This is a genomic window from Vibrio owensii (genome assembly GCF_002021755.1).
GTDB lineage: Bacteria > Pseudomonadota > Gammaproteobacteria > Enterobacterales > Vibrionaceae > Vibrio > Vibrio owensii.
Genome location: NZ_CP019959.1, coordinates 1109368 through 1131439, shown reverse-complemented (window position 1 = coordinate 1131439; position 22072 = coordinate 1109368). Strand labels below are relative to the sequence as shown.

Here is a 22072-nt window from a genome sequence, read left to right as displayed (position 1 = left end):
AGTGGATTTAACGAATATGGGTAAAGCTGCCAAAGATGCAGCTTTCGAATTGGCGACAGCGTCAACCGCACAAAAGAACCAAGCACTAGCGATCATCGCTGATGAGCTAGAAGCAAATGCAGCAACCATTTTGGCTGCAAATGCAAAAGACATAGAACTCGGCCGTGAAGCGGGCCTAACCGATGCGCTACTAGACCGTCTTCTACTTAACGAAGAGCGTTTAACAGGCATTGCTAATGACGTTCGTAACGTGATCAGCCTAAACGATCCTGTGGGCAGCGAGATCGACAGTAAAGTGCTAGAAAACGGCATGTCTCTGTCTCGTCGTCGCGTACCACTGGGTGTGGTTGGTGTGATTTACGAAGCGCGTCCGAACGTAACCATCGATATCGCAGCACTGTGTCTAAAAACGGGCAATGCAAGCATCCTACGTGGTGGTAAAGAGACGTTCTTCTCTAACATGGAGTTGGTGAAAGTTATCCAATCAGCATTGGCTAAAGCGAACTTGCCAGCAGCTTCTGTGCAGTACATTGAAAAGCCAGACCGTGAGTTGGTTTCTCAACTGCTTAAGCTTGATGATTACGTTGATATGATCATTCCACGCGGTGGTGCTGGTCTGCACAAAATGTGTAAAGAGAACAGCACAATTCCGGTGATCATTGGTGGTTTTGGTATCAGCCATATCTTCGTTGATGAATCTGCGGATTTAGAGAAATCTTTGAACGTAGTTGAAAACTCGAAAGTTCAACGCCCATCGGCATGTAACTCGCTAGACACTTTGCTTGTACATGAAGATGTTGCGGCGCAATTCCTACCAATGATCGTAGAGCGCATGAACGATAAAGTGACCTTCGTGGCAGAACCAAAGGCAAAAGCACTGATGGCTCAAGCAACACAAATTCGTGATGCAGCGGAAGGTGACTTTGATACGGAATGGCTAAGCTACACGCTTGGCGTGAAAGTGGTTGTGGACGTGAAAGAAGCGATCGACCACATGCGTGTTCATAACGCGAGCCACTCTGATGCGATCATGACCAACAGCTTGGTGAACTCAGAATTGTTTATCAATTCTGTCGGTTCTGCAGCGGTTTATGTAAACGCAGCTACACGCTTCACTGACGGTGCGCAGTTTGGTTTGGGGGCTGAAGTAGCGGTATCAACTCAGAAACTGCACGCACGTGGTCCAATGGGTTTAGAAGAACTAACCAGCTACAAATGGATTGGTAAAGCAAACTACCTAGCACGCAGTTAACAGAAACTGTCTGTTATTGATTGAAAAGGGGCTGAGATGCCCCTTTTTGTTTTCTCTAACATAGCAATTCCGCTACACTAGTCTTGCTTTTGGGACTACCCCAATCGCATGCTATTTGGAGGTGATATGCATTGTCCTTTTTGTTCTGAGAACGATACAAAAGTAATTGATTCCCGCTTAGTTGCGGACGGCCATCAGGTTCGTCGCCGTCGCCAATGTTTGGCGTGTAGCGAACGTTTTACCACGTTTGAAACGGCCGAATTGGTGATGCCGAAAGTGATTAAGTCTAACGGCAACCGTGAACCGTTCGACGAAGATAAAATGGTTGGTGGTATTCAACGCGCACTAGAAAAGCGCCCGGTTAGTGCCGATTCAATCGAGCTCGCGATCAGCATGATTAAGTCTCAGTTGCGTGCAACGGGTGAACGTGAAGTACCAAGTGAGATGATTGGTAATTTAGTCATGGATCAATTGAAAGAACTGGATAAGGTCGCTTACATCCGTTTCGCATCGGTTTACCGCAGCTTTGAAGACATCCGTGAATTCGGCGAAGAAATTGCTCGCCTAGAAGACTGATTGAATCATGGCTCAACAATCTCTCTCTTCAGAATTTACCCCTCAAGATTTCGAAATGATGTCGCGTGCGCTCAAATTGGCGAAACGCGGCATTTACACCACAGCACCTAACCCTAACGTAGGCTGTGTTATTGTCCGTGACGGTGAGATAGTTGGCGAAGGTCATCATCACCGAGCGGGTGAACCTCATGCTGAAGTCCATGCAATGCGTATGGCGGGTGATAAAGCCGAAGGTGCAACGGCTTATGTGACATTGGAGCCTTGCTCTCACTATGGTCGCACACCGCCTTGCGCTGAAGGGTTAATCAAAGCCAAAGTGGCTCGTGTTGTCTGTGCGATGGAAGACCCAAATCCGAAAGTTGCAGGGCGTGGTTTCCAAATGCTGCGTGATGCTGGGGTAGAAGTTCAGGTTGGCTTGTTAGAAAACGAAGCCATTGAATTGAACAAAGGCTTCATCAAATTTATGCAAACGGGCATGCCATACGTTCAGTTAAAAATGGCGGCCAGTTTAGACGGACAAAGTGCGCTCAGTAATGGCCAGAGCCAATGGATCACCTCCCCAAAGGCTCGCCAAGATGTGCAGCGTTACCGTGCATTGAGTGGCGGTATTCTCTCAACCAGTAAAACAGTGATTGATGACAATGCATCACTGAACGTGCGTTGGGACGACCTGCCTAACAGTGTAAAAGCGCACTACCCACAAGATGAAGTTCGCCAGCCTCCTCGTGTTATTTTGGATCGTCAGTCTCAACTTAGCGATGATCTAAAGCTATTCAATACCGATGGTGAGCGTATTATTGTTAGCCAAGGTGGCGATATTGCGCCTGAGCTAGATAAAAACGGCCAAGTCGACTTGGCGGCAATACTTAAAGCGGTCGCAAGCGGAACTCATATTAATCATTTGTGGGTTGAAGCAGGGGCGACACTCGCGAGCTCACTAATCAAAGCTAACCTTGTAGATGAACTGATCGTTTATCTTGCGCCTAAGTTGATGGGCAGCGATGGACGAGGTTTGATTGGCGCACTTGGCCTGACTGAGATGGCGCACGTTATCGACTTAACTATTACTGACGTTCGAATGGTGGGTGTGGATATTCGCATCACCGCAACCGTCAAACGCAACCAAAGCTAGAAAGAAGCATTATGTTTACAGGAATTGTAGAAGCAGTTGGCAAACTAACTGCGATTACGCCAAAAGGCGAAGACATCACCGTAACGGTAGAAGTTGGTAAGTTGGATATGGCTGACGTGAAGTTAGGCGACAGTATCGCAACTAATGGTGTCTGCTTGACGGTCGTAGACTTCGGTAGCAACTATTACAGTGCTGACTTATCACTGGAAACGCTGAACAAAACAGGTTTTGCTGCGTATCAAGTTGGCGATAAAGTGAACCTAGAAAAGGCCATGTTGCCGACGACACGTTTTGGTGGTCACATTGTTTCTGGCCATGTTGATGGCGTGGGTGTGATTGTTGAACGTAACCAAGTTGGTCGTGCGATTGAGTTCTGGGTAGAGATGCCTGCTGAAATCACTAAGTATGTTGCAGAGAAAGGTTCCATCACGGTAGACGGTATTAGTCTGACGGTGAATGACCTACGTAAGAATGGTTTTAAGCTGACGATTGTTCCTCACACCAGTGAAGAAACGACCATCGATCAGTTCCAAGTTGGCCGTAAAGTGAACCTGGAAGTGGACGTATTAGCTCGCTACATGGAACGCTTGTTACAAGGCCAAAAGGAAGAGACGCAAGAATCTCGCATTACGATGGAATTCTTGCAGCAAAATGGTTTTGCTTAAGCGAAGCAGACCATAATCACAGAACGTTATCAGGTTAATTGACTTAATAAAGGTTAGGTTCAAACTCGTTGCTAACTAAAGCCAGCATCCATGCCTAACCAAGACGTTAAACACATTGCTGCTGCAATAATAAATTTTTGAATAACGGGAAACAGAATATGCCTATCAGCACGCCACAAGAAATTATTGATGATATTCGCGCGGGCAAAATGGTCATCCTAATGGATGATGAAGATCGTGAGAACGAAGGTGATTTGATCATGGCTGCCGAGCACATCACGCCGGAAGCTATCAACTTTATGGCTACGCATGGTCGTGGCTTGATCTGTCTTACTATGACAAAAGCTCGTTGTGAAAGCCTAGGTCTTCCGCCGATGGTGCAAGACAACAACGCGCAATACACCACGAACTTTACCGTTTCTATTGAAGCGGCTGAAGGTGTAACAACGGGCATTTCTGCTGCTGACCGTGCTCGCACTGTTCAAGCTGCGGTTGCGCCAAACGCGAAAGCGGCTGACCTAGTGCAGCCGGGTCATATTTTCCCTCTTGCTGCCCAAGATGGTGGCGTTCTAACTCGTGCTGGTCATACAGAGGCGGGTTGTGATTTGGCTCGTCTTGCTGGATTTGAGCCTGCATCGGTTATCGTAGAAATTCTAAATGACGATGGCACGATGGCACGCCGCCCAGACCTAGAAGTGTTTGCAGAAAAGCACGATCTTAAGCTAGGCACCATTGCGGATCTTATTGAATACCGCAATAACACAGAAACAACGATTGAACGCGTTGCTGAGTGTGCACTACCAACGGAATTTGGCGAATTCACGCTTGTGACTTACAAAGACACGATCGACAACCAAGTACACTACGCAATGTGTAAAGGTGATTTAGCGTCTGAAGCGCCGTTGGTTCGTGTTCACCTACAAGACGTATTTACGGATGTGCTTCGCAGCGACCGTAATGCAGAGCGCAGCTGGACTCTTGAGAAGGCAATGAAACGCATCGGCGAAGAAGGTGGTGTATTGGTTGTCCTTGGCAACGAAGAGTCAACAGACCTGCTTATCCATCGTGTGAAAATGTTTGAAGCACAAGACAAAGGCGAAGCGCCAACGTTAGCGAAGAAGCAAGGTACATCTCGCCGTGTTGGTGTTGGTTCGCAAATCCTTGCTGATCTAGGCATCCACGACATGCGTCTGCTTTCTTCTACTAACAAGAAATACCACGCACTTGGCGGATTTGGTCTCAACGTCGTTGAGTACATCTGCGAATAATTACCAAGCGATCCGTTCCTAGTCGTCAGCTCACTTAGCATAGCGGTGACTAGGAACTCGTGATTCGTCTCCAATTTCCATTAGATATTGCTCACAAATTTGTGATAGAATCCGGCGATTCTCACTTGATGAACAATTTTCACTTATAAATAGAGTTAAAGGAAAGCTTATGAAAGTGATCGAGGGTGGCTTCCCAGCGCCAAATGCAAAAATTGCTATCGTTATTTCTCGTTTCAACAGTTTTATTAACGAAAGCCTACTTTCTGGTGCGATCGATACACTAAAGCGTCACGGACAAGTAAGCGAAGACAACATCACTGTTGTTCGTTGTCCAGGTGCCGTAGAACTACCTCTAGTAGCTCAACGTGTTGCTAAAACTGGTAAGTACGATGCTATCGTATCTCTAGGTACAGTAATCCGTGGCGGTACTCCACACTTTGATTATGTTTGTAGTGAATGTAACAAGGGTCTTGCACAAGTTTCTCTGGAATACAGCCTTCCAGTAGCATTTGGCGTACTGACTGTTGATACTATCGATCAAGCGATTGAACGCGCAGGAACCAAGGCTGGTAATAAAGGTGCAGAGGCTGCACTAAGCGCACTTGAAATGATTAATGTACTATCTGAAATTGATTCCTAATGGGGGCCAGTGTGAAACCAGCCGCACGTCGTAACGCACGTCAATTCGCGCTACAAGCGATCTATTCATGGCAAATTACTAAAGACAATGTTGCCACGATCGAAGAACAGTTTTTGTCTGGCGACAAATACGATGAAGAAGAACTTCACGCATCTGAGCCTGCACTAGCTGCTCCAGAAACAGACGTAGCTTACTTCCGTGAACTATTAAGCGGTGTTGTACTTAGCCACTCTGAGCTAGATAGCAAAATCCGTCCATACGTGTCTCGTCCAATGCAGGACCTAGACATGATGGAACTTGCTCTTCTTCGCCTTGCTATGTACGAGATGACTCGTCGCGAAGATGTTCCTTACAAAGTGGTAATCAACGAAGCGATTGAACTTGCTAAAGTATTCGCGGCAGAAGACAGCCACAAATTTGTGAATGGTGTGCTAGATAAAGCGGCGCCACACGTACGTAAGAAATAACGATTTCTTCATTAAAAAGGTCAGCACATGCTGACCTTTTTTGTATCAAAAACTTTTACATCAAAAAGTCAGTGAACAATGTCTGGTGAATTCAGTTTAATCGATAAGTATTTTGTTGGGCGTCAAAGCCAGCGTAAAGACGTACACCTCGCTGCGGGTGACGATTGTGCGTTAGTAAAGGCGCCTGCGAGTGTGCAGATAGCTATTAGTACCGATACGCTGGTGGCGGGGACTCATTTTCTCGCGGAGGCGAATCCTGCTTGGGTCGCTCACAAAGCGCTTGCCTCTAACATCAGTGATTTAGCAGCAATGGGAGCAACGCCGGCTTGGGTCAGTTTTGCATTGACGATGCCAGAGCCTGACGAAGCATGGTTAGCGCCATTCTGTGATGCGTTTTTTGACCTAGCAGATTACTTCGGGATTCAGTTAATCGGCGGTGACACGACAAAGGGGCCATTAAGCCTAACCTTAACAGTGCAAGGTTTTGTACCTGAGGGTAAAGCATTGACTCGCTCAGGGGCAAAAGTCGGAGATTGGGTTTACGTGACAGGTAACCTTGGCGATGCGAAAGCGGGGCTCGATGTTGTGCTCGACAACACATTACGCACTCGAGTTGCTGCGCCAGAGTTAGAGAAGGCACATTATCTCAGTACGCCTCGAGTTTTAGTAGGGCAAGCGTTAGTTGGACTCGCGTCGTCGGCGATTGATATCTCTGATGGTTTGATTTCTGATATTAAACACATTCTTAAGCGCTCTGAGGTTGGAGTCAGTTTGGATGTTTCCCAACTGCCAATATCTTCAGAATTGGTTCAGTTTTTAGATGATAAGGTGAGCGCGCAGCAGTATGCTTTATCCAGTGGTGAAGAATACGAACTGTGCTTTACCGTGCCAGAGCAAAACCATGGCTCACTACAAAGTGCTTTGTCGCACACTGGGTGTAAAGTAACGTGCATTGGCCAGATACGACCAAAAGGTACGTTTGAGCTGCATGATAACAATCAACCTCTTGATTGGGATCTCAGTGGCTTTGACCACTTCAAATGATCTGAGCTAGGCTCTAGCCTAAGATTGAAACCAAACTCGCAGTATAGGTTTAAAGGAAATGACCAACCCTCTCTCTCTGATTTCATTAAAGAACCCGTGGCACTTATTAGCGACAGGTTTTGGTAGTGGCTTATCGCCTGTTGTTCCCGGCACGATGGGGACGCTTGCGGCGGTTCCATTGTTCTTGTTGCTTGCTCAATTGCCTTTCCCTATTTATGTGGTTGTTGTGCTTATCTCTTGTTTGGTTGGCATTAAAATTTGTCAGGTGACATCCGATGATATGGGTGTGCACGACCATGGTTCGATCGTGTGGGATGAATTTGCAGGTTTTTGGATCACCATGAGTTTAGTACCTGCATTGAATATTCCGCTAACAGAGTGGAAATGGTTACTCACCGGTTTCATCTTGTTCCGCTTCTTTGACATGGTAAAACCGTGGCCAATCGGTTGGTTAGATAAACGTGTTCACGGCGGCTTAGGTATCATGATTGATGATATCGTGGCGGGCATTATGGCGGGTATCGCACTGTTCTTAGTGGCGAAATACGCAGGTTGGATGTAATACCTATCTTTAAGCTCTAAATCGACAGACAAACAAAAGGGATGCCACGGCATCCCTTTTCTGTATTTACTTCGTTGTATTACGTTGTATTACGTTGGCTTACTTGGCCAAGTAATCGTTGATCGACTTCTCGATGCCTTTCGAATCTAAGCCAAGCTCTTCGTGTAGCTCGTCTTGTGTGCCTTGAGGAACGAAGCGATCTGGCAAGCCAAGGTTGAGTACAGGCTTGATGATCTTATCTTTCATCATAAACTCAATCACACCCGCGCCAGCACCACCTGCAATCGCGTTTTCTTCTAGTGTAACTAGAACATCATGCTCTGCGGCTAGTTGACGAATCAAGGCTTCATCAAGTGGCTTCACAAAGCGCATGTCTGCTACCGTTGCGTTTAGGTTTTCAGCCGCTTCTAACGCGTTACCTAAGAAGGTACCGAAGCTGAGAATTGCCACTTTTTCACCTTTACGAACGATACGACCTTTACCGATTTCAAGTGCAGTGAAGTCTTTTTTGATTTCTGTGCCCATACCGCTACCGCGTGGGTAACGAACGGCACTTGGACCTGTGTGCTTATGACCTGTGTACAGCATTTGACGGCATTCGTTTTCGTCACTTGGTGCCATGATCACCATGTTCGGAATACAACGCATAAAGCTTAAGTCGAACGCACCTTGGTGAGTTTGACCATCTGCACCAACCAGACCAGCGCGGTCGATAGCGAACATCACCGGCAAGTCCATAATCGCAACGTCGTGGATCAGTTGATCATAACCACGCTGTAGGAAGGTTGAGTAGATCGCAACGATTGGGCTATCACCTGCAATCGCCATACCGGTAGCAAGCGTCACAGCGTGTTGCTCTGCAATGGCAACATCGAAGTATTGGCTTGGGTACTCTTTCGAGAAACGCACCATACCTGAACCTTCACGCATCGCTGGCGTGATTGCCATTAGCTTAGGATCTTGAGCGGCCATGTCACATAGGAAATCACCAAAGATCTTAGAGAAGGTCGGCTTACCGCCACTGCTCTTAGGTAGGCTGCTGTGTGATGGGTCAAATTTTGGTACGCCGTGGTAGCCGATCGGATCCTTCTCTGCTGGCTCATAACCTTTACCTTTCTTGGTCATGATGTGCAGGAATTGAGGACCTTTTAGCTCACGCATGTTTTTCAGCGTTTTGACGAGCTCATTCACATCGTGGCCGTCGATTGGGCCGATGTAGTTAAAGCCAAGCTCTTCAAACAGAGTTCCTGGAACTACCATGCCTTTTAGATGCTCTTCAGTACGACGCACCAACTCTTTAATTGGTGGAACGCCAGACAGCACTTTCTTACCGCCTTCACGGATAGAAGTGTACAAGCTGCCAGAAAGCACTTTAGCAAGATGGTTGTTCAGTGCGCCGACGTTTTCTGAGATCGACATTTCGTTGTCGTTCAGAATCACTAGCATGTCCGGATGAACGTCACCAGCATGGTTCATGGCTTCAAATGCCATACCTGCTGTGATCGCACCATCACCAATCACACTGACGACTTTACGACCTTCACCTTCTTTTTGTGCACTGATGGCCATGCCAAGACCAGCACTGATAGAAGTAGAGGAGTGACCAACAGAAAGGGTGTCGTATTCGCTCTCCTCACGCCATGGGAATGGGTGAAGACCGTCTTTCTGACGGATAGTTGGCATCTGATCACGACGGCCAGTGAGAATCTTGTGTGGGTAAGCCTGATGGCCCACGTCCCAGATCAACTGGTCAACCGGGGTGTTGTAAACATAATGCAGAGCTACAGTTAGCTCTACGGTGCCTAAGCCAGACGCTAAATGTCCGCTAGACTGACTCACTGAATTTAGCAGATACGTGCGTAGTTCATCGCACAAAGTTGGCAATGTTTCTTTCGGAAGAAGACGCAACTCCTCCGGTGTATTTGCTAACGCCAGTGTTGGGTACTTTGAAATATCAAGAGTCATATAAATGCGCGCTTATAGTGTTAGTTCTTGCGCTCGATGACATATCGGGCGAACTCTTCGAGTAACTGAGTATTGTATGGGATTGCTTCCAATGCTTGAAGCGCTTCCTGTAGCAGAGTGTGAGCTTTCTCCATTGCTCCCTCCAAACCCAGCAACGATGGATAAGTGCTCTTGTTCAGCTCTTGGTCTGAACCTTGAGGCTTACCCAGTGTTTCAGTGTCACTGATGATATCAAGAATATCGTCTTGAACCTGAAACGCCAGACCGATCGCTTTTGAATAACGTTCTAAGTGTGGCAAAACTTCTAGGCCTTTTTCACCAGCGGCTAAAGCACCTAATTTTACCGCACAGTTAATCAGCGCTCCGGTTTTATTGCGATGAATTTCTTCCAAATCTGCGAGAGAAACACGACGATTTTCTGCACCTAAATCCAACGCTTGTCCAAGACACATGCCGCTCGCGCCAGACGCTTGCGCCAGTGCCTGTACCATTTTTATACGCTGGCTTTCAGCGTTCGGATTCAGTTCACCTTCTGCAAGGATAGTAAAGGCAAGAGTTTGGAGTGCGTCGCCAGTGAGAATCGCTGTCGCTTCATCAAATTTGATGTGGCAAGTAGGTTGTCCACGGCGCAGTTCATCATCATCCATCGCAGGCAGGTCATCATGGATAAGAGAGTAGGCGTGAATACACTCAACCGCAGAAGCGGGAGTGTCGAGATCTTCTGGCTTACAACCCAGCATTTGACCTGTGATGTAAACAAGAAATGGACGAACACGTTTTCCGCCTAGCAACAGGCCGTATTTCATCGCTTGAATCAGCGGCTGTTCTTGATGAGGCAGTTGCTCCAGCCACAGGTTTAATTGTTGGTTATTTCTTTGTTGATAAGACGTCAATGTCTCTTGCATCACATTGCTCACTACTGATTATTATTCTGACTCAGGGTTGAAGTCACTCAGTGGTGCTTCATCATCTTCGCTAAGAAGAATGCTTACGCGCTGTTCGGCGTCGCTCAGTTTAGTTTGACCAGCACGAGCCAGTGCAATGCCACGTTCAAATTTACGTAGAGCATCATCTAGGGCAAGATCGCCATTCTCTAGTTGATCAACCAAGCTATCTAGCTCTTCAATGGTCGCTTCGAAGGTCATGTTTTCTGGTTTCTTGACCGCCATCTTTTATCTGCCTTAATCAAGCCTCTAATAGAATGCACGCAAGTTACCTTAGCCTACTAAGTTGGTCAAATTTAACCTTACATAATTGTCACAAAATTAGCGCTCAACGGGTCTGATAAGACAATCTCGATCATTTAGTTCGAGCCTAAACGATCATTTTGTGATGTATTGACCAAGATTTTTCTAAAAAAACTGTTCTAGTTGTCGATACAAGTAATAATTCGCCTGACTAGGCAATATTTGAGTATAGCGAGAGGAGTGCTTTGTGGATTTAGCAACCCTAATAGGTTTGATTGGTGGTTTTGCATTCGTCATCATGGCGATGGTGCTAGGTGGCAGCATCAGCATGTTCATCGACGTCACCTCAATCCTAATCGTCGTTGGTGGTTCAACGTTTGTAGTATTGATGAAGTTCACCATAGGGCAGTTCTTCGGCGCAACCAAAATTGCGGGCAAAGCATTCATGTTTAAAGCGGACGAGCCGGAAGACTTGATCGCGAAGATTGTAGAAATGGCAGACGCAGCACGTAAAGGCGGCTTCCTTGCTTTAGAAGAGATGGAAATCAACAACAGCTTTATGCAAAAAGGCATCGATTTGTTGGTGGATGGCCATGATGCAGACGTGGTGCGTGCCGCGCTACAAAAAGACATTGCGCTAACTGACGAGCGTCACACCCAAGGTACTGGTGTATTTCGCGCATTTGGTGACGTAGCGCCTGCGATGGGTATGATTGGTACGTTAGTTGGTCTGGTTGCCATGCTTTCGAATATGGATGACCCAAAAGCGATCGGTCCTGCGATGGCGGTTGCCTTGTTGACCACGCTTTACGGTGCGGTGCTTTCTAACATGCTGTTTTTCCCGATTGCGGACAAATTGTCACTACGACGTGATCAAGAAACATTGAACCGTCGTTTGATCATGGATGGAGTGCTTGCCATTCAAGATGGTCAAAACCCGCGAGTTATCGATAGTTACCTGAAGAACTACCTCAACGAGGGCAAACGTGCTCTTGAGATTGACGACTAATCTGGAGGTCATCTGATGGATGAAGATAATAAATGTGATTGTCCGCCACCCGGTCTCCCCCAGTGGATGGGGACATTCGCTGACTTGATGTCATTGCTGATGTGTTTCTTCGTGCTGCTGCTTTCGTTTTCGGAAATGGACGTACTGAAGTTCAAACAGATCGCAGGTTCGATGAAGTTTGCTTTTGGTGTTCAGAACCAACTTGAAGTGAAAGACATCCCAAAAGGCACCAGCATCATTGCCCAAGAGTTTAGACCGGGTCGTCCGGAACCAACGCCAATTGATGTCATCATGCAACAAACCATGGACATCACCCAGCAGACGTTAGAATTTCACGAGGGAGAATCTGACCGAGCGGGTGGCACTAAGCGCGACCAAGGTAAGCTAACGGGTGGTCAATCACCTGAAACGTCAACGCAAAACAACCAATCGGCGGAATCAGACATGCAACAGCAGCAGTCTGAGCAAACCTCGCAAGAGATGGACACCTTGATGGAAAGCATCAAGAAAGCGTTGGAGCGTGAGATTGAGCAAGGGGCTATAGAAGTCGAAAACCTTGGTCAACAGATCGTGATTCGAATGCGTGAGAAAGGCGCTTTCCCTGAAGGCTCTGCGTTCTTACAACCGAAGTTTAGACCTTTAGTGCGTCAAATCGCGGAATTGGTCAAAGACGTACCGGGTATTGTTCGAGTATCCGGTCATACGGATAACCAACCGCTGGATTCTGAACTGTACCGCTCTAATTGGGATCTGTCATCGCAGCGTGCGGTGTCGGTTGCCCAAGAAATGGAGAAGGTTAGGGGATTCTCGCATCAACGCTTACGTGTGCGTGGCATGGCAGATACTGAGCCGTTGGCTCCAAATGATTCGGATGCAAACCGAGCGCTAAACCGCCGCGTTGAAATCAGCATTATGCAAGGTGAGCCACTCTACAGTGAAGAAGTGCCAGTAATTCAATAACCGAACATTTGTTCTTATACTAAAAGCGAGCGTTGGCTCGCTTTTTTTGTCTTTCCATTTCGCTTGGGTGTATAATCTTGCGCCTTTAAAAGTGAGCTCACAGAGCTGGGTGTGAACAACACATGATGTTGTTGCGTATGAACACCTAGTGCGGAGTTATCACTCATTGTTGATTGCGAACCTAACCTGCGAACTAGACTATGAAATTTATTGTAAAGCCCCATCCAGAAATTTTTGTAAAAAGTGAATCTGTGCGTAAGCGCTTCACAAAGATTTTAGAGTGCAACATTCGTAACATCGTTAAGAGCCGTACGGAATCTGTCGCGGTATTCAACCGTCGTGATCACATTGAAGTGACCTCTGAGAGTGACGAGTTTCACGCTGAAGTTTTAGAAATCCTGACGCACACGCCAGGTATTCACCACATTCTTGAAGTAAAACAAACCGAATTCAAAGACTTGCACGACATCTTCGAGCAAGTGTTGGAGCTAAGTGGTTCACTGATCGAAGGTAAAACTTTCGTTGTGCGTGCTAAGCGTCGCGGTAAGCACGATTTTACTTCTATTGAACTAGAGCGTTACGTAGGTGGCGGTCTTAACCAAGCGGTAGAAAGCGCTCGAGTTAAGCTAAGCAAGCCAGACGTAACGATCAACGTTGAAGTGACTAACGACAAGCTAAACCAAGTGTTGGCGCGTCATAAAGGTCTAGGTGGTTTCCCACTAGGTACACAAGAAGACGTACTAAGCCTGATCTCAGGTGGTTTCGACTCTGGTGTTTCAAGCTACCTGCACATCAAACGTGGTTCAAAAGTACATTACTGTTTCTTTAACCTAGGTGGTCCAGCACACGAGATCGGCGTTAAGCAGGTTTCTCACTACCTATGGAATAAATACGGTTCTTCAGCAAAAGTACGTTTCATCTCGGTTGATTTCGAGCCAGTAGTTGCAGAAATCCTAGAGAAAGTTGATGACGGCCAAATGGGCGTGATTCTGAAGCGTATGTTCATGCGTGCTGCTGGCATGATCGCTCAGAAGATGAAGATCGAAGCATTGGTAACCGGTGAAGCGCTAGGTCAGGTATCAAGCCAGACGCTAACGAACCTACGCCACATCGACAACGTGACAGACACGCTGATTCTTCGTCCGCTAATCAACTGGGACAAAGAAGACATCATCAACCTAGCGCGTGAAATCGGTACAGAAGACTTTGCGAAGACAATGCCAGAATACTGTGGTGTTATCTCTAAAAAGCCAACTGTGAAAGCGGTGAAAGGCAAGCTAGAAGCAGAAGAAGAGAAATTCGACTTCAGCATCCTTGAGCAAGTGGTTCAAGAAGCTCGCATGATGGACATCCGTGACATCGCGAAAGAATCTGAGCAAGCGGCACCAGAAGTTGAGCAAGTACAAGCAGTAGAAGGTGATGCAATCGTATTGGATATTCGTAGCCCTGAAGAGGAAGACGATAGCCCACTAGAAATCGATGGCGTTGATGTGAAACACATTCCATTCTACAAGCTGGGTACTCAGTTTGGTGATCTAGACCAAGCTAAGACATACCTACTGTACTGTGACCGTGGTGTGATGAGCCGTCTGCAAGCGCTTTACTTGCAAGAACAAGGCTTCAACAACGTGAAGGTTTACCGCCCATAATCGTGTTGTAAAACAGACAGTCACAAAAGCGCAAATTGAGAAATCAGTTTGCGCTTTTTTCGTTCTAGCGCACGCAAAATTATTCTTTGTGAAGTGATAAGATTGACCTCAATCGCACGCTTCGGAATTTGTATTGATATAACGATAATTAATCCGAAATGAGAACGGAAAAGTGATGCTAATGCCATTTTCTGAAGGAAGAAGAAGGTGAGATTTTTCAGATAAAAAAACACCGCCTAATAAGGCGGTGCAAGAAATTTGACAGACAGGTCAAAATAAATACAGGAAGTATCTGTTTTGTCACAGGGAGTGTGGACAAAACATATGGTAGAAATCTACCTAACTCGAAATACGAGTTTGCAAACACAACATCGCAACAACGAAGCCAATTGATTCACAAATGGAATCAAGCCGTTCAGGCTCGTGTTGCGGGATGAAATATAGAATTTATCTGGCTGTTCGGCAACGGACATTTTATAATGTTTCAGATAAAAAAAACTAATCCTACTTGAGGTCCCATAATGTCTCGCAGATTGCCTCCGTTGAATTCGCTTCGCGTTTTTGAAGCGGCTGCTCGTCATCTCAGTTTTACCCGTGCTGCTGAAGAGCTATTCGTTACCCAAGCGGCAGTAAGTCACCAAATAAAAGCGTTAGAAGAGTTCTTATCTTTGAAGCTTTTCCGTCGCCGAAATCGCTCTCTCTTGCTTACCGAAGAAGGGCAAAGTTACTTCCTAGACATTAAAGATATCTTCACTTCGATTGCAGAAGCGACCGATAAGGTATTGGAACGTAGTGAAAAAGGTGCATTGACCATCAGTTTGCCACCAAGCTTTGCTATTCAGTGGTTGGTTCCGCGCTTGGCTGATTTTAACGCGCAAGAACCGGACATTGATGTACGTATTAAAGCGGTAGATATGGACGAAGGTTCACTGACCGATGATGTCGATGTTGCTATCTATTATGGTCGCGGTAATTGGCCTGGTTTGCGTGCCGATAAACTCTACCAAGAGTTTTTGATCCCACTTTGTTCACCTTCGTTACTTTTAGGTAACAAACCATTAGAATCTCTAAGTGACCTTAAATTGCATACCTTGTTACATGACACCTCTCGTAAAGATTGGAAGCAGTTTGCTCGTCAGCACAATATTGAAGGTATCAATGTAAATCATGGTCCTATTTTCAGCCACTCGACCATGGTGCTTCAAGCGGCTGCGCACGGACAAGGTGTCGCACTTGGAAACAACGTATTAGCCAAACCTGAAATGGAAGCGGGACGCTTAATTGCGCCATTTGATGAGGTGTTGGTGTCGAAGAATGCCTTCTATGTAGTGTGCCACGAACAGCAAGCGGACATGGGACGTATCGCAACGTTTAGGGATTGGATGTTGGCCACTGCAAGAAAAGAACAAGAGGAAGTATTGGATGAGCCATTGGATAGTTGAGGGACCTGAAAACGGACCGCTATTTGTTTTTGCTCACGGCGCTGGTGCGGGCATGGAACACGATTTCATGTCTGCCGTTGCCAAAGGATTAGTTGAGCAAGGCATACGCGTGGTGCGTTTTAATTTTCCTTACATGGTTAAGCGATCGGAAGATGGCAAGAAGCGCCCGCCTGATCGTGCACCAAAGCTTCTGGAAGCTTATGAAGAAGTGATCGCTCACTTTACTTCTCAACCTATTGTTATTGGTGGCAAATCGATGGGTGGTCGCATGTCGAGTTTGCTTGCTGATAATGAGCTGGTGGCGGGCATTGCCTGTTTAGGTTTTCCTTTTCACCCTCCAGGCAAGCCAGAGAAATATAAAGGCGAGCATCTGGCCTACATTGAAAAGCCAACCTTAATTCTACAAGGTGAGCGCGATACATTCGGCAAGCGCGAAGAATTCGATGGCTTTGCGTTGTCAGAACAAGTGCAAGTGCGCTTTTTGCCAGATGGTGACCACAGCTTTAAGCCACGTAAGAGCTCTGGTTACACAGAAGCAGGCAACATTGCCTCGACGGTAGAGCAGTTAGCGGCATTTATTAAAGAGGTGTACCGTGAAAAGTAAGTGGTTACTCTCGTTTACTGGTCTTTCTGGCTTAACCTCGGTGGCGTTAGGTGCATTTGCAGCGCACGGTTTGAAAGCGAAGTTATCCCCTTATTTATTGGGTGTGTTTGAAACCGGCGTTTTGTACCAATTCATCCATACTTTAGCTATCGCATTGTGTGCCATCTTACTGCTGTTGAATTTGGGACAAAAAGCACAAAAGTATTTTTTCATCGCCGCGATTTGCTTTATCATCGGCATCTTTTGTTTTAGCGGCAGTCTTTACGCGCTGGCGCTGACGGGCATTAAGTGGTTTGGACCCATCACTCCTATGGGAGGATTTTTGTTCATGATCGGTTGGTGTCTGTTCTTTTTTGCTGCGTTTAATATCAAAGAGGTCTCCAAGTGAAACAACTAATGCTCTATTGCCGTTCTGGCTTTGAGAAAGAGTGTGCTGGTGAAATTCAGGACAAAGCGACACAGTTGGAAGTGTATGGCTTCCCTCGTGTGAAGAAAAACTCAGGTTATGTTGTCTTCGAGTGTTACCAAGATGGAGACGCAGACAAGCTTGCTAAAGGTTTGGACTTTAGCGCCCTGATTTTTGCACGTCAGATGTTTGCTGTGGCGGCTGAGTTTGAAGCGCTACCAAGCGACGACCGCATCAGCCCAATTCTTGCTGAACTGTCAGAAATCGAAGCATTCCCACGTTGTGGCGATCTGCGCATTGAAACCCCAGACACTAACGAAGCAAAAGAGCTATTGAAGTTCTGCCGTAAGTTCACGGTACCAATGCGTCAAGCGATGCGTGGTAAAGGTCTGATGTGGAACAAAGACAACGCGAAGAAGCCTGTGCTGCACATCTGCTTTGTGGCTCCGGGTCATTGTTACGTCGGTTACTCATACCCGGGCAACAACTCGCAGTTCTTTATGGGGATTCCTCGCCTTAAATTCCCAGCAGACGCGCCAAGCCGTTCTACTTTGAAATTAGAAGAAGCATTCCACGTCTTCATTCCTCGTGAAGAGTGGGATGAGCGTTTAGCGCCAGGTATGTGGGGTGTTGACCTAGGTGCATGTCCGGGTGGTTGGACTTACCAACTAGTAAAACGTTCGATGTTTGTTCACTGTGTGGACAACGGCATGATGGCGGATAGCCTGATGGAAACGGGTCAAATCAAGCACCACATGGTGGATGGCTTTAAGTTTGAACCAGACCGTAAGAACGTTACTTGGATTGTGTGTGACATGGTTGAGAAGCCAGCACGCGTTGCGCACCTTATGGGCCAATGGCTGCTAAAGGGTTGGGCGAAAGAAGCGATCTTCAACCTTAAGCTTCCAATGAAAGGCCGTTACGACGAAGTGCTGCAAGATCTTGAAAACCTAAAAATGTTCCTAATTGAGAACAAGGTGAAATTCAAGCTGCAAGCTAAGCACTTGTACCATGACCGTGAAGAGATCACGATTCACATTCAATGCCTGTCTAACATCTCTCCGCACTAATCTAAGCATTAATATGCGATAGAGTAGAAGCAAAAAAGCGCCTGCAATAGGCGCTTTTTTAATGTCTGAAGTTGGCTGCTATTGCGCTTTATTTGGTCCGGTAAAGCGAATGTCTTGTAGGTTAAAGCCGAGTTCGATATCGCATTTCAACGCCGCGACTTTTTTACATAAGCGGGCTGACTCAATATGTTCATCAAACTTCTTACGATATTTCGGTACCAGTTCTTCGCTCGCGTAAGCGGCTTCAATGTCTTCGAACTGAGTTAAGATCTCTTTAGCTGCTTTAGGGCCAACACCCGGAATGCCCGGGACTTGGCTTGAGCTGATTCCTGTCAAACCCCAATAATCCGCAAGCTGAGATGGTTTTACGCCAAACTCTTTTTCGATAAACGGCTCATCTAGCCAGCGGTGCTGGAAGTAATCTCGGATCTGCAGAGTCGGGGAGAGCAGTTGGCAGTAGCCTTTGTCGGTTGAGACTATTGTGACTTTTTCGCCGTGGCTCGCGACCTTGGTTGCGAGGGTTGCAACGAGGTCGTCTGCTTCATCACCTTCAGACAGCAGTGAATCAATGCCTTGTTCCCACCACGCTTGTTGAATCGCGTCTAAGCCTTGCATCAATGGTTCAGGCATAGGTTTGCGGTTTTGTTTGTAGTCTGGAAGGATCTCTGCACGCCAGCCGCGGTCTTGTTCGTGATGATCGAATACCGCGATGATATGCGTCGGCTGCGCTTCAGACAGAATGCGAGTCAGGGTTCTACCTGTAGTGGTGATGGTTCTTGCTATGTCAGTTGGATCAGGTTGCGCTGAGTGCACGCGGCGAATCAGGTTTAGGGCATCAATGATAACAAGATGAATAGACATAATGACTTAGCAATAAAAAAGGGGCGTAATGCCCCTAGTGTAACCAAAGCTGAGTTATCTATCGACCACCATTTTCCTTATGGGCAATACGGTAACATGGCTCGTAAGCGGTACCGCCGGGTAGCTTCATGCGGTGTTGCTCTACGAAATCTTTCAATAGCTTGTCGAGTTTGGTCATCAGTACCGGGTCGCCGTTGATGGTGAATGGACCTTTGCGTTCGATCTCTCGAATCCCTTCCGCTTTGACGTTACCCGCAACGATGCCAGAGAAGGCTTGGCGAAGACTTGCAGCCAGTACTTGCGGTTGTTGGTTCAAATGGAGATCTAGACTTGCCATTGCCTCATGAGTTGGTTCGAATGGTAGCTGGAACTCAGGCTCGATTTTCAACGACCAGTTAAAGCTGTATGCGTCGCCTTTCTCTTTACGATGTTGGCGAACATCATCCATCGAACGTTTCATGATGCGTGCCACTTCCGCTGGGTCATCAATCACGATTTGATAATGTTTCTGACCTTCTTCACCCAATGTATCGGCAATAAACGCATCGATAGAGCGGAAGTAAGCTTCACTCTCTTTCGGGCCGGTTAAGACGATCGGCATAGGTTGGTCAGCATTTTCTGGGTGCATCATGATACCCAAGATGTACAGCAGCTCTTCGGCAGTACCAGGGCCTCCCGGGAAGATCACGATGCCGTGCGCCATACGAACGAAGGCTTCGAGGCGTTTCTCGATGTCTGGCATGATCACCAGTTCGTTCACGATTGGGTTTGGTGGCTCAGCCGCAATGATTGAAGGCTCTGTTAGGCCGAGGTAGCGCTGTTCTGTGTAACGCTGTTTAGCGTGACCAATTGCCGCACCCTTCATTGGGCCTTCCATCGCACCCGGACCACAGCCAGTACAGATGTTCAGTTCACGTAGGCCAAGCTCGTTACCCACTTCGCGTGTGTATTGGTATTCGGTCGCGTTGATCGAGTGACCACCCCAACACACCACTAGGTTCGGTTCAATGCCCGGCGTTAGTGCTCCAGCATTACGCAAAATACCGAACACGAGGTTGGTAATGTGAGTGGCATTGGTGAGGTTCAGACGCTGGTTATCCGCGAGGTGCATGTTGACATACACGATGTCACGGAGAACCGAGAACAAGTGCTCTTGAATGCCTTTGATGATCTCACCATCGACAAATGCGTGCTCAGGTGGGTTGGCTAGTTCAAGTTTGATACCGCGCTCACGACGTACGACGTTAACATCGAACGAAAGGTATTTGTCTAATAGCTCTTTTGAGTTATCGGTGTGACTGCCGGAGTTGAGGACCGCAAGTGTACAGTTACGGTAGAGCAGATAAAGCTCACTTGATGCGGTTTTTTTAAGACGTTCAACTTCCAGTTGTGATAGCAGATCCATGCTACCTGCGGGGCTTATATGGGTAATCATAAGGCCTCCTTGCTAATGCGTTCTTTTGAGGGAATAAACCAACTCACCTACTTAGCTTGTACGTATCGTTCTACTCAGTGGTTGGCAGACTTTGTTTTATAGCGTTTAAACAGCTTAGCAGACTAAAAGAGGAGAAACGTGATAACCCGTTGAAAATTTGAGGCAATATGACAGAACAAGACGTTAAAAGCGTTTGCTTGGTTGTTTTTTAAACGCTTTTTAGCCCCAGTTCACCTGATTACCGCCGCGCTGCTTGGCGTCTTTGAGCATATTGGCAAGGCGATCTAATACGTATTCAGGGTTGTCCGCCTCTTTAAAGCAAGTAGAGACGGCCGTTAGGGTGATCATGATGTTCTGTTCACGGAACTTAAATGGCAGTTTACTGATGTCGCGCTGGATGTTTTTCATCAGCTCAAGAGTGTACTCTTCCGTTTGCTCTGGGATGAGTAAGATAAACTCTTCACCACCGAAACGAGCCACGGTTTCCGTATCAGCGACGCGTTTGCTCATGGTGCGAGCAATGATCTTGAGTGCTTTATCGCCAGCAGTGTAGCCATAGCTGTCGTTAACCGCTTTAAAGTTATCAACATCAAACAGAACTACGCGAAGATTTTGCTGTGAACGAATCCAACGACGGTATTCCAACTCTAAGCGATCATTGAAGGCGGCACGGTTGTATACCTTCGTCAAAGGGTCTAGCAGCATACGTTGTGCTTGGTCTTCCAAGCGGCGACGGTAGTCTTGAGTCGTTTCAAATACGGCTTCGAGCTGATTCTTGCTGTAGCTTAAGCGTTCTTGAAGGGCTTGTTCGCGCTCTTCGGTCATTCTTAAGCGCTCAGTCAAAGAGGCCATCTTGGCCAGCAATGGTGATACTTCACCTTTCAACTCTTCGAGATCTTGTGCGTGTTCCAGAGATTCTTGGCTGCGTTCAACCAAAGTGGTCATCTCTGAGTTCAGCTCTTGGCGATGTTCAAAGTAGGTTTGATGCTGGTCGACGTTCTGATGAACCGTCTTTAGATTGCTAGACAGTGAGGTATTCAACTGCTCTAAGAACTGCTCTGATGATTTGCGCTCGTACTTAGTCGCTTCTACGACCAATTTGAGGGTATTTAAAGTCAGTTCGATCAGAGATTCTGCGTTAACCCCTAAAAGCAACTTAGCTCGGATATCCAACAGTTGGTCGCCAGACTCACCTTCAAAATCGAGTTCGGTGATGGTGTGCTGCAAGTCGCTCGCAAGACACTCTAGTTGGGACTTATCTGGGCCGTGTTCTAATTCACCAAGGTTAAGGCGAGAATTGGAAGTGATGATCTTGAGCGCGCGCTCGTAGATGCTCAGTAGCTTGGTGGCTTGGTCAACTTTCTTACCTGCGTGAACTTCAGAAAAGCTCATCAGATTGCGCAATTCACGTTTTAGCTGCGCAGGCAATCCGGTGATACGTTGAAGCGTTTCACCACTGTGTTTGATTTGTTCGTCGAGATAACCGTTTTGTTTTTCCATCGCCTTAGACTGCTGTTTGAGCATTCTTTCTAGCACTGCTAAGCGAGGTATCAGCGTACTGACATCTTTTTGATGTTCCAGTTCTTGCTGAATTTCGCGCAGGTAGTTAGTTACTTGAGAGTTTGAACCCTGACAAGCAGAAGACAATGATGCCACAACTCGCTTAAGAACTTGCTGCTCACGTTGAAATTTGAGCGAAGTATCACGATGAGTCAGCCTGAGTTGGTCAAGTTGACAACTCAGCTGATGAAGCTGCGACTGAATATCGGATTCCAAGATTCCCATGAAGTGACTACGGTTAAGTCCATGTACTACTGACGATTATTTGATAATAACAAAAAACTTTATAGCGTCATCACTGATCACGCTCAACCGTTG

Annotated in this window: 22 protein-coding genes; 16 read left to right on the top strand and 6 right to left on the bottom strand. The window is 46.8% G+C overall.

Features of this window, described 5'->3' with window-relative positions:
* Position 1: 1 nt before the first annotated feature.
* The 9 genes from A9237_RS05020 to pgpA all read left to right on the top strand — a co-directional run bounded on the left by A9237_RS05020 (position 2) and on the right by pgpA (position 7606).
* Complete coding sequence (locus A9237_RS05020; protein ID WP_078607781.1) at positions 2–1252, top strand: glutamate-5-semialdehyde dehydrogenase; 1251 nt, start codon at positions 2–4, stop codon at positions 1250–1252.
* A 126-nt stretch (positions 1253–1378) separates the two neighbouring features.
* The gene (nrdR, locus tag A9237_RS05015; protein WP_005424846.1) at positions 1379–1828 is read left to right on the top strand and encodes a transcriptional regulator NrdR; all 450 of its coding nucleotides are present in this window, start codon (positions 1379–1381) and stop codon (positions 1826–1828) included.
* A 7-nt stretch (positions 1829–1835) separates the two neighbouring features.
* Positions 1836–2960, top strand: a complete 1125-nt coding sequence (gene ribD, locus A9237_RS05010; RefSeq protein ID WP_078607780.1) for a bifunctional diaminohydroxyphosphoribosylaminopyrimidine deaminase/5-amino-6-(5-phosphoribosylamino)uracil reductase RibD — start codon at positions 1836–1838, stop codon at positions 2958–2960.
* 11 nt (positions 2961–2971) lie between these two features.
* The gene (locus A9237_RS05005) at positions 2972–3625 is read left to right on the top strand and encodes a riboflavin synthase (protein WP_005440188.1); all 654 of its coding nucleotides are present in this window, start codon (positions 2972–2974) and stop codon (positions 3623–3625) included.
* 158 nt (positions 3626–3783) lie between these two features.
* Positions 3784–4893 (top strand): bifunctional 3,4-dihydroxy-2-butanone-4-phosphate synthase/GTP cyclohydrolase II, encoded by a 1110-nt coding sequence (ribBA, locus tag A9237_RS05000; RefSeq protein ID WP_005440186.1) that lies wholly within the window; start codon positions 3784–3786, stop codon positions 4891–4893.
* Between the two features lie 169 nt (positions 4894–5062).
* On the top strand, positions 5063–5533 hold the full coding sequence (ribH, locus tag A9237_RS04995) for a 6,7-dimethyl-8-ribityllumazine synthase (RefSeq protein ID WP_005440184.1): 471 nt from the start codon (positions 5063–5065) through the stop codon (positions 5531–5533).
* Positions 5533–6000 carry a transcription antitermination factor NusB gene (gene nusB, locus A9237_RS04990; protein ID WP_005440182.1) on the top strand — a complete coding sequence of 156 codons (468 nt, stop codon included), beginning with the start codon at positions 5533–5535 and terminating at the stop codon, positions 5998–6000. Before ribH ends, nusB begins: the two co-directional genes overlap by 1 nt.
* A 78-nt stretch (positions 6001–6078) precedes the next feature.
* On the top strand, positions 6079–7044 hold the full coding sequence (gene thiL / locus A9237_RS04985; RefSeq protein ID WP_078607779.1) for a thiamine-phosphate kinase: 966 nt from the start codon (positions 6079–6081) through the stop codon (positions 7042–7044).
* Positions 7045–7102: 58 nt separating this feature from the next.
* The gene (gene pgpA / locus A9237_RS04980) at positions 7103–7606 is read left to right on the top strand and encodes a phosphatidylglycerophosphatase A (protein ID WP_005440178.1); all 504 of its coding nucleotides are present in this window, start codon (positions 7103–7105) and stop codon (positions 7604–7606) included.
* 99 nt (positions 7607–7705) lie between these two features.
* Here pgpA and dxs read toward each other — a convergent pair whose 3' ends face one another.
* The 3 genes from dxs to xseB are packed head-to-tail and all read right to left on the bottom strand — an operon-like array spanning position 7706 to position 10740.
* Positions 7706–9571 carry a 1-deoxy-D-xylulose-5-phosphate synthase gene (dxs, locus tag A9237_RS04975; protein ID WP_078607778.1) on the bottom strand — a complete coding sequence of 622 codons (1866 nt, stop codon included), beginning with the start codon at positions 9569–9571 and terminating at the stop codon, positions 7706–7708.
* Between the two features lie 20 nt (positions 9572–9591).
* Positions 9592–10476 carry a (2E,6E)-farnesyl diphosphate synthase gene (ispA, locus tag A9237_RS04970; RefSeq protein ID WP_005440174.1) on the bottom strand — a complete coding sequence of 295 codons (885 nt, stop codon included), beginning with the start codon at positions 10474–10476 and terminating at the stop codon, positions 9592–9594.
* A gap of 21 nt (positions 10477–10497) precedes the next feature.
* The gene (gene xseB / locus A9237_RS04965) at positions 10498–10740 is read right to left on the bottom strand and encodes an exodeoxyribonuclease VII small subunit (RefSeq protein WP_005427560.1); all 243 of its coding nucleotides are present in this window, start codon (positions 10738–10740) and stop codon (positions 10498–10500) included.
* Positions 10741–11005: 265 nt separating this feature from the next.
* Between xseB and pomA the strand changes: the two genes are divergently transcribed.
* The 7 genes from pomA (at position 11006) to rlmM (ending at position 17898) form a co-directional block, all read left to right on the top strand.
* Entirely contained in the window at positions 11006–11767 is a 762-nt protein-coding gene (pomA, locus tag A9237_RS04960; RefSeq protein ID WP_005440154.1) for a flagellar motor protein PomA, read from the top strand.
* Positions 11768–11782: 15 nt separating this feature from the next.
* Positions 11783–12727 (top strand): flagellar motor protein MotB, encoded by a 945-nt coding sequence (locus tag A9237_RS04955; RefSeq protein WP_005440148.1) that lies wholly within the window; start codon positions 11783–11785, stop codon positions 12725–12727.
* A 200-nt stretch (positions 12728–12927) separates the two neighbouring features.
* Entirely contained in the window at positions 12928–14376 is a 1449-nt protein-coding gene (gene thiI, locus A9237_RS04950) for a tRNA uracil 4-sulfurtransferase ThiI (RefSeq protein WP_032802606.1), read from the top strand.
* Between the two features lie 521 nt (positions 14377–14897).
* Positions 14898–15818 (top strand): transcriptional regulator GcvA, encoded by a 921-nt coding sequence (locus tag A9237_RS04945; protein ID WP_009705628.1) that lies wholly within the window; start codon positions 14898–14900, stop codon positions 15816–15818.
* Positions 15799–16422 (top strand): alpha/beta fold hydrolase, encoded by a 624-nt coding sequence (locus A9237_RS04940; protein WP_078607777.1) that lies wholly within the window; start codon positions 15799–15801, stop codon positions 16420–16422. Before A9237_RS04945 ends, A9237_RS04940 begins: the two co-directional genes overlap by 20 nt.
* The gene (locus A9237_RS04935; protein ID WP_005440144.1) at positions 16412–16810 is read left to right on the top strand and encodes a DUF423 domain-containing protein; all 399 of its coding nucleotides are present in this window, start codon (positions 16412–16414) and stop codon (positions 16808–16810) included. The genes A9237_RS04940 and A9237_RS04935 overlap by 11 nt, the downstream gene beginning before the upstream one ends.
* Complete coding sequence (rlmM, locus tag A9237_RS04930) at positions 16807–17898, top strand: 23S rRNA (cytidine(2498)-2'-O)-methyltransferase RlmM (RefSeq protein WP_017188443.1); 1092 nt, start codon at positions 16807–16809, stop codon at positions 17896–17898. Before A9237_RS04935 ends, rlmM begins: the two co-directional genes overlap by 4 nt.
* A 78-nt stretch (positions 17899–17976) precedes the next feature.
* Here rlmM and xni read toward each other — a convergent pair whose 3' ends face one another.
* The 3 genes from xni to A9237_RS04915 form a co-directional block, all read right to left on the bottom strand.
* Positions 17977–18759, bottom strand: a complete 783-nt coding sequence (gene xni / locus A9237_RS04925) for a flap endonuclease Xni (RefSeq protein ID WP_020196462.1) — start codon at positions 18757–18759, stop codon at positions 17977–17979.
* 58 nt (positions 18760–18817) lie between these two features.
* On the bottom strand, positions 18818–20194 hold the full coding sequence (gene ppnN / locus A9237_RS04920; protein ID WP_005440141.1) for a nucleotide 5'-monophosphate nucleosidase PpnN: 1377 nt from the start codon (positions 20192–20194) through the stop codon (positions 18818–18820).
* A 219-nt stretch (positions 20195–20413) separates the two neighbouring features.
* Positions 20414–21979: a GGDEF domain-containing protein gene (locus tag A9237_RS04915; RefSeq protein ID WP_009705632.1), complete on the bottom strand. Its 1566-nt coding sequence runs from the start codon at positions 21977–21979 to the stop codon at positions 20414–20416.
* Between the last annotated feature and the right edge of the window lie 93 nt (positions 21980–22072).